The organism is Pseudomonas edaphica (genome assembly GCF_005863185.1).
GTDB lineage: Bacteria > Pseudomonadota > Gammaproteobacteria > Pseudomonadales > Pseudomonadaceae > Aquipseudomonas > Aquipseudomonas edaphica.
Window position 1 is genome coordinate 1 of sequence record NZ_VBVZ01000267.1, and the last position, 8,153, is coordinate 8,153.

The 8,153-nt window shown below is 60.1% G+C and carries 7 protein-coding genes; 4 read left to right on the plus strand and 3 right to left on the minus strand.

Annotation, left to right across the window (positions count from 1 at the left end; all coding sequences use genetic code 11):
• Nucleotides 1-130: 130 nt before the first annotated feature.
• The 4 genes from FEM54_RS17970 to pcaC all read left to right on the plus strand — a co-directional run bounded on the left by FEM54_RS17970 (nt 131) and on the right by pcaC (nt 4,246).
• Nucleotides 131-1,426 carry an MFS family transporter gene (locus FEM54_RS17970; RefSeq protein ID WP_017137235.1) on the plus strand — a complete coding sequence of 432 codons (1,296 nt, stop codon included), beginning with the start codon at nt 131-133 and terminating at the stop codon, nt 1,424-1,426.
• 9 nt (nt 1,427-1,435) lie between these two features.
• Complete coding sequence (locus FEM54_RS17975) at nt 1,436-2,800, plus strand: 3-carboxy-cis,cis-muconate cycloisomerase (protein ID WP_138452249.1); 1,365 nt, start codon at nt 1,436-1,438, stop codon at nt 2,798-2,800.
• A 10-nt stretch (nt 2,801-2,810) separates the two neighbouring features.
• On the plus strand, nt 2,811-3,602 hold the full coding sequence (gene pcaD / locus FEM54_RS17980) for a 3-oxoadipate enol-lactonase (RefSeq protein WP_017137237.1): 792 nt from the start codon (nt 2,811-2,813) through the stop codon (nt 3,600-3,602).
• Between the two features lie 245 nt (nt 3,603-3,847).
• Nucleotides 3,848-4,246 (plus strand): 4-carboxymuconolactone decarboxylase, encoded by a 399-nt coding sequence (gene pcaC / locus FEM54_RS17985; RefSeq protein ID WP_017137238.1) that lies wholly within the window; start codon nt 3,848-3,850, stop codon nt 4,244-4,246.
• 27 nt (nt 4,247-4,273) lie between these two features.
• Here pcaC and FEM54_RS17990 read toward each other — a convergent pair whose 3' ends face one another.
• The 3 genes from FEM54_RS17990 to FEM54_RS18000 form a co-directional block, all read right to left on the minus strand.
• On the minus strand, nt 4,274-5,869 hold the full coding sequence (locus FEM54_RS17990; RefSeq protein WP_138452251.1) for a M91 family zinc metallopeptidase: 1,596 nt from the start codon (nt 5,867-5,869) through the stop codon (nt 4,274-4,276).
• A 110-nt stretch (nt 5,870-5,979) separates the two neighbouring features.
• Complete coding sequence (locus FEM54_RS17995; RefSeq protein WP_017137240.1) at nt 5,980-6,867, minus strand: polysaccharide deacetylase family protein; 888 nt, start codon at nt 6,865-6,867, stop codon at nt 5,980-5,982.
• 83 nt (nt 6,868-6,950) lie between these two features.
• Nucleotides 6,951-8,111, minus strand: coding sequence for an OprD family porin (locus tag FEM54_RS18000; protein ID WP_240792767.1), 1,161 nt, complete (start codon nt 8,109-8,111; stop codon nt 6,951-6,953).
• Nucleotides 8,112-8,153: the final 42 nt, after the last annotated feature.

Here is an 8,153-nt window from a genome sequence, read left to right on the forward strand (position 1 = left end):
GGTTCAAAGGTGGGAGCTGGCTTGCCTGCGATGGCGCCCTCAAGGCCGCACCTATGCAAAAGTCTGCTTGCGGAACATGGTTGTTGCAAAGTATGTCTAGGCTATAACCGTTCCCACTGAGTAAAAAAACATGACAACAAAAACGAGTCACTACACCGGAGAAGAACGCAGCAAACGGATTTTTGCGATTGTCGGGGCCTCCTCCGGCAACCTGGTCGAATGGTTCGACTTCTACGTCTATGCCTTCTGCGCGATTTATTTTGCCCCGGCGTTTTTCCCCTCGGACGATCCCACGGTCCAGTTGCTCAACACCGCCGGGGTGTTTGCTGCCGGATTCCTGATGCGACCCATCGGTGGCTGGCTGTTTGGCCGAGTGGCCGACAAGCACGGGCGCAAAAACTCGATGATGATCTCGGTGCTGATGATGTGCGCCGGTTCGCTGGTCATCGCCTTTTTGCCCACCTACAAAGATATCGGCGCCTGGGCGCCGGCCTTGCTGCTGGTGGCGCGCCTGTTCCAGGGCCTGTCGGTGGGTGGCGAATACGGCACCACGGCGACCTACATGAGTGAAGTGGCACTCAAGGGCCAGCGCGGCTTTTTTGCGTCATTCCAATACGTGACCCTGATCGGCGGCCAATTGCTGGCGGTGCTGGTGGTGGTGATCCTGCAACAGATCCTGAGTGAAGAAGAACTGCGCGCCTGGGGCTGGCGTATTCCGTTCGTGATCGGTGCCATTGCTGCGGTGATCTCCCTGCTGCTGCGTCGCACCTTGAAAGAAACCACCAGCAAGGAAATGCGTGAAGACAAAGACGCCGGCAGCATCGTCGCGCTGTTCCGCGACCACGGCAAAGCCTTCATTACCGTGCTGGGCTACACCGCCGGTGGCTCGTTGATTTTCTACACCTTTACCACGTACATGCAGAAATACCTGGTGAACACCGTGGGCATGCACGCCAAGACGTCGAGCTACATCATGACCGGCGCGCTGTTCCTGTACATGTGCATGCAGCCGCTGTTCGGCATGTTGGCGGACAAGATCGGTCGACGTAATTCGATGCTCTGGTTCGCAGGCCTGGGCACGCTGTTCACCGTGCCGATCCTGCTGACCCTGAAAACCGTCACCAGTCCGTTCCTGGCCTTTGTGTTGATCACCCTGGCTTTGGCGATCGTCAGCTTCTACACCTCGATCAGCGGCCTGGTCAAAGCGGAGATGTTCCCGCCGCAGGTGCGCGCACTGGGTGTGGGCCTGGCGTATGCGGTGGCGAATGCGATTTTTGGTGGTTCGGCCGAAGTCGTTGCGTTGAGCCTGAAATCCATTGGCATGGAAAATACCTTTTACTGGTACGTCACCGCGATGATGGCGGTCGCTTTCCTGTTCAGCCTGCGTCTGCCCAAACAGGCGGCTTATCTACATCACGACCTCTAGGGATGAGTTATGACACTGCGCACGAGCAATCAACTGTTCGACGCTTACTTCACCGCTGACAGCATGGCCGAGGTGTTCTGCGACCAGGGACGTTTGCGGGGCATGCTGGATTTCGAAGCGGCGTTGGCCCGGGCCGAGGCCCGGGTCGGGCTGATTCCGCAAGCCGCCGTCGCACCGATTGCCCAGGCGTGCCTGGCTTCGCTTTACGATGTGGATGCCCTGGGCGAGGCGATTGCCTCGGCGGGGAATTCGGCAATTCCGCTGGTGAAGGCCTTGGGCAAGTTGATTGCCGCTGAAGATGCCGGTGCCGAGCGTTACGTGCACCTGGGCGCGACCAGCCAGGATGTGATGGACACCGGGCTGGTGTTGCAACTGCGCCAGGCGTTGGCGCTGATTGAAGCGGACCTGGCGCAATTGGGCGAGGTGCTTGCTGCCCAGGCCCAGCGTTATGCCGACGTACCTTTGGCCGGGCGGACCTGGCTGCAGCATGCGACGCCGGTCACGCTGGGGATGAAAATTGCCGGGTGGCTGGGCGCGGTGACGCGCAGTCGCCAGCGCCTGGCCGAGCTGAAGCCGCGCTTGTTGGTGCTGCAGTTCGGTGGCGCGTCCGGCACCCTGGCGGCACTTGGTGAGCACGCCATGCCGGTGGCGCACGCCTTGGCGGCTGAGTTGCAACTGGGCTTGCCCGAGCAACCCTGGCACACCCAACGTGATCGGCTGGTGGAGTTTGCCAGTGTGCTCGGCCTGATCGCCGGCAGCCTTGGCAAACTGGGGCGCGACCTCAGCCTGCTGATGCAGACCGAAGCGGCGGAGGTGTTCGAGCCGTCGGCGCCGGGCAAGGGCGGCTCATCGACCATGCCGCATAAGCGCAACCCGGTGGGCGCCGCCGTGTTGATCAGCGCTGCCACCCGCGTGCCGGGGCTGGTGGCGACGATGTTCAGCGCGATGCCCCAGGAGCACGAGCGCAGCCTGGGCCTGTGGCACGCCGAGTGGGAAACCCTGCCAGAGATTTGTCGGCTGGTGTCCGGTGCCTTGAAACAGGCGCTGTTGGTGAGCCAAGGCTTGGAGGTCGACCCCGAGCGCATGGCGCACAACCTCGACCTGACCCAAGGGCTGGTGCTGGCCGAAGCCGTGAGTATCGTGCTTGCCCAACGCCTGGGCCGCGAGACCGCTCACCATCTATTGGAGCAATGTTGTAAACGCGCCGTCGCCGAACGGCGACATCTGCGCGCGGTTCTGGCGGACGAAGCACAGGTCACCGCCGAGTTGTCGGCGGTGGAACTGGACCGCCTGCTCGATCCGGCCCATTACTTGGGCCAGGCTCAAACCTGGGTTACCCGTGCGGTGACCGACCATTTTGCTTTGACTGCGTAAGGAGACCGCCGTGGCATTTGTACAACTGGCCGAAGGCCCATTGCATTACCAACTGGACGGGCCTGAGGGCGCGCCGGTGCTGGTGTTGTCCAACTCGTTGGGCACCGACCTGCATATGTGGGACATCCAGATCCCGGCCTTCACCCAGCACTTTCGCGTACTGCGTTTCGATACCCGTGGCCATGGCAAATCCCTGGTCACCGAAGGGCCGTACAGCATCGAGCAGCTGGGTCGCGATGTGATTGCGTTGCTCGATGCGCTGGATATTCAGCGTGCGCATTTTTGCGGGCTGTCCATGGGCGGCCTGATCGGCCAATGGCTGGGCATCCACGCAGGTGATCGCCTGCTGCGCCTGGTGGTGTGCAACACCGCCGCCAGGATCGGCACGCCGGAGATCTGGAACCCGCGAATCGAGATGGTTTTGCGTGACGGTGCGGCGGCCATGGTAGCGCTGCGCGATGCGTCGATTGCACGCTGGTTTACCGCCGATTTCGCCGCCGCCAACCCGCACCAGGCCCAGCAGATTACCGACATGCTTGCCGCCACGTCGCCCCAAGGTTACGCCGCCAACTGCGCAGCCGTACGTGATGCGGATTTGCGCGAGCAACTGTCCACGATCCAAGTGCCGACCCTGGCGATTGCCGGCACCGAAGATGCCGTTACGCCGCCGGCCGGCAGCCGCTTTATCCAGAATCAGATCAAGGGCGCCGAGTACGCCGAGTTCTACGCGGCGCACCTGTCCAACGTACAGGCCGGCGCCGCGTTCAGCGACCGCGTGCTGGCGTTCCTGTTGGCTGATTAAACCTGTGGCAGCGAGCTTGTTCTGGAGAGCTGACGTGTTCTGTATAGCAGGCTTGTTGTGACAGACAGGTTTGTTGTGGTGAGCAGGCTTGCCCTGCGTTGGGCGGCGAAGCGGCCCTGATACAGCCATCGCGTTCTTCCCGATGAACCGCATCGCCAGGTTTTGGGGCCGCTTCGCGCCCCAGCGCAGGGCAAGCCTGCTCGCCACACGTGTTCGAGCTTCTATCAAATGTTTAAGGAGTTTTTGTGGACGAGAAACAACGTTATGCCGATGGCCTGCAAGTGCGTCGCGAAGTGCTGGGCGATGCCCATGTCGACCGCAGCCTCAATGCCCTGACCGAGTTCAACAGCGAGTTCCAGGAAATGATCACCCGCCACGCCTGGGGTGATATCTGGACCCGCCCCGGCCTGCCTCGGCATACCCGCAGCCTGATCACCATCGCCATGTTGATCGGCATGAATCGTAGTGAAGAATTAAAACTTCACCTGCGTGCCGCCGCCAGCAACGGCGTGACACGCGCCGAGATCAAGGAAGTGCTGATGCAGAGCGCGATCTACTGCGGGATACCGGCAGCCAATGCGACGTTCCACTTGGCCGAGTCGGTGTGGGATGAGCTGGGCGTCGAGTCACGGGAGTCGGTTTGATCAACCCACTCCCTCGCTCAATACCCCTCAGGTGTAGGTAGTGCGTAACTGACGGCGCATCTCCTCTCGAAACCCATTTTCGGAAAACGGCTTGGGGTTTGTTGTACTCGGTTCGGCCGCGGGGTGACCTACAAAATTAAATGGCTGAGCAACGGTAAACAGCCCTACGGCTTGCCGTTCATCATTGGGTTCACCGTCGGGGTTCTCCGGTATGGCGGTGCTGCCTGCGAGGAACGTTCCCGAGGCGCCATTATAGGCGTGGGCCATTTCGTGATAGAGGGCGTTGACGGGTGCGCTGTCTGCATCCAGCGAATACGAGGGGTTGTATTGTATCTGCGCACCCGTTGCGACGGCGCCAGCTTGTTGGTGTGTGATGAAGCCTTGGGCCGCAGGTGCCAGCGTATCCATAGAGTGGCCTGCTTCGAGGTGGTTGCGAATGGCCGCATTACTGAAGTAGTAGCTGCCGTTGTCCTCCGTCAATTCAGTAATGCGTACCGGGGAATCATTCCTCTGAGCGGCGGCGTCGGCAGTACCGAGCATTCTCTTGCCTTGCCGGGATATTCTTAGCAGCTCCATATCGTCTTCTACGTTTTGTACGAACTCGGCAGAGCCCTCAATCACATAGCCACTTTTGCCCACCTCGCTGTGTTGCGTGTGAACGCGCTGGGAGCCCGGGGTACGATGAACCTCGTCCGACGGTTTGGCGTAGATGACGGTATTGTCGTTATCAGACCTGACGATGTTTTTGTCGCGCCCGGTGTAAATTGTGGCGGGGCCATTTGTGACGATCAGGTTTTCACCTTTGCCACCGTGCAGGACTGTCGGGATTTGAGTGTCGTTGCGCGTGACAATCATGAAGTCGTGACCGTCGCCGCCGTCCATGAACAGGCGACGATCAGCCGAGCCTTTTCCTGCCTGCATACGGTCATTGCCATTGTTGCCTTTCAGGACACCGTTCCCGGTGCCGGCGATCAACACGTCATTGCCATCGTTACCGAATGCGATGCCGTCGCCGCTCCCAAGCTTGAGCATATCGTTCCCCGCACCGCCATAGAGGCGGGTGTCTCCTGCGCCGGCACGCGCGTAATCATTGCCGGCGCCGAGCTCGATGCGAATGGCGTTTTTAACTTCAGGATCGATCAGAACACAATCGTCGCCCCCGTTGGTCCTGATGCGTAAGGGTTGCGATTCACTGCCGTCAGGGGACGTCAGCAGGTTCAGTTGATAGGGCTTATTGTTGATGGTCGCGATCAGACTATGACCCGGGACTTTTTTAATGGTTACCTTGTCGGCACGGTTACCGGTCTCGATTACAAGTTCGTTGGAGGACGAGCCTATCGGCTTGCCGTTTTCGCTTATGTAGGCGATTTCCTGGTAGAACTTCACGTGCTTGTCGTGTCGCAATACGTCGGTGTTGATGTATTTTTTTTGGGTACTGTCCAGCGGATGCTGATCGGGAGTGAGTTTGGAATGCGAGGATAGGTATAGAAAATCTATCGGTCTGTCGCGCCCCACGTAGTAGGAACGCCGGGCACTGATCTCAATGGGCGCTTGCGATGCTGTTGGCGTTGTATCCGGGAGGGCAATCGAATGCTGATTAAGCGATGGCGAAGTGACGTTCATGGGATTCTCTTTTTTATTGACGTCCCTATGTGTGTTGGCGGCGTGAACTTGAGTTCCCCATGAGCGGCAAGCGCAAGTAGCAGCAAATATAACCGGTCGTCGCAGAGCGACTAATGCGAGTCCGCATCCCACACCCAGTTCCACACCCCCGGCAGATGCACTACTTCATTCATATCCTTGACTGTGCGTGCCAACGCTGCGCGTTCCAGCGTGGCGTGGTCGGTGTAGAACGGCTCGGCTGCGACCTTCATGCCATTGATCCGAGCGCTGTCCATCAGGATTTGCAAGTACTCCTGCATGTGTCGCGCGGTGTAACGGTTGATATCGTGGAAGGTCACCACCACGGGTATCACGCCGTCCACCGTTGGCAGTTCGCCCAGAGCAATGCGTTCGCGCACCACAGACAGTTGCCGATACAAGTTCGCTCGCCGGCGTGGGCTGCCATTGAAACCCCAGATTTTTCCGTCATTGGCACTCAGGTCAGTCAGCAGCACATGCATGCCGTGGCGCTGGTAGGCGGCGAAGGTGCGCCGGTCGTAGTTCCAGAAGGGTGGGCGTACCAGCGTGGGCGCAGTGCCAGTGATCGACGCAATGTCGGCTGCGCCCTCGGTGAGGGTGCTTTCCAGCTCGGCGTCATTGAGCCAACGGTGGTTGGTGTGAAACGCCGTGGCTGTGTGAAAGGCCAACACATGCCCGGCGGCGTATTCGCGCTCCATGGTCTTGCGACCCCGCAGGCTGCCACCGGAGCGGGACGCTTCGGTCTGCAGGAAAAATACCGCCTTGATGCCCGGCAGTATCGGGTTGTGCAGCAAATCGGCCATCACCGACCGGCTGGGGTTGTTATAACCCGAGGCGCTGGGGCCGTCATCGAAGGTCAACAAAAAGCGGATGGGCGCCTGAGCCTGCAAGCGTTGCGCCGTCTGCGGCGTCAGGACGACAGGTGCGCCGATGCAGCCGCAAAGGCTCAGAGCCAGGACCAGCATGGCGAAGAATTTCATGGTGTGCATGCGCTCGAATAGAGGCCGCTGCTGGGCGGATCAGCAGCGGCAGGCGCGCACCATACAGTAAGTCCGACGCTGGTTTACAGCAGACTTATCGGGTAGCTGACGATCAACCGGTTCTCATCAAATTCGTTGTTGCTGTAATCACGACGCATCGTGGAGTTGCGCCAGCGCACATTGAGGTTCCTGAAGGTGCCGCTTTGCACCGTATAGCCCACTTCGCTCTCGCGCCCCCATTCCTTGCCGTCGGTGATGGTGCCGGTATGCACGTTGCTACCGCTGATATAACGGTTCATCAAAGTCAGGCCAGGTATGCCCAGCGCGGCGAAGTTGTAGTCGTGGCGCACTTGCCAGGACTTTTCCTGGGCGTTGTCGTAGCTGGAGTTATAGCTGTCATTGGCCAGGGTGCCGCCGCTGGTGCCGTTGACGCGCATCCAGGCACTGTTGCCGGTGAGTTTTTGCAGGCCGACATAGAAGGTGTTGCCGCCGTAACGGGCGGAGAACAGGCCGGACCAGGTCTTGTTGTCCAAGTCACCTGCCCGGGCGCTGCCGTCGTCCTTGCCGTAGAAAAAGCCGAGGTTGGCGCCCAGGGTCCAGTCGCCTATGGGCTGGCTATGGATCAGGTTGATGTATTGCTGGCTGTAAATGTCTTTGAGTTGGGCATTCCACACACCGATCTGGGTGCGTTTGTCGTTGAACGCGTATTCACCGCCCTGGAAGTTGAAGCGGTCGGAGGTGAAGGCGGTTTTACCGACCATCGACATGTCGGTCATGCTGCTGTCGTCGCGTGGGCTGTTGGCGCGGAACTGGCCGCCATAGAGGGTCAGGCCGTCGATCTCCTTTGAGGTGATCTGCCCGCCACGCAGGGTTTGCGGCAGGGAGCGGCCGTCGTCCGAGCGCAAAATCGGCAGCACCGGCATCCATTCGCCGACCTTGACTTCGGTCTTGGAGATTCGCGCCTTGAACGCGACCCCAAGACGCCCGAAGTTATCCGCCGGGCGGCCGTCGCGGTCCAGCGGCAACAGCTGGGTGCCGCCGGTGCCGCGCCCGCCATCGAGCTTTTGCGAGTACATGCCCAATACATCCACACCGAAACCCACCGTGCCCTGGGTGAAGCCGGAGCGGGCATCGAGGATAAAACTCTGCGTCCACTCCTGCGCGCCACCAGCAGCAAGGCCGGCGCCCAGGCGCCGATATCTTTGTAGGTGGGCAAAAAGGCGATGACCAGCGAACCGGCGCACATCATCAGCACCGAGATCATCATCGAGTTTTTGCGCCCGTGC

Excerpts from the sequence above, each read along its gene's own strand:
- FEM54_RS17990 (WP_138452251.1), bottom strand. The coding sequence starts at position 5,869 with ATGAACGTCACTTCGCCATCGCTTAATCAGCATTCGATTGCCCTCCCG.
- FEM54_RS17970 (WP_017137235.1), top strand. The coding sequence starts at position 131 with ATGACAACAAAAACGAGTCACTACACCGGAGAAGAACGCAGCAAACGG.
- FEM54_RS17995 (WP_017137240.1), bottom strand. The coding sequence starts at position 6,867 with ATGAAATTCTTCGCCATGCTGGTCCTGGCTCTGAGCCTTTGCGGCTGC.
- FEM54_RS17975 (WP_138452249.1), top strand. The coding sequence starts at position 1,436 with ATGACACTGCGCACGAGCAATCAACTGTTCGACGCTTACTTCACCGCT.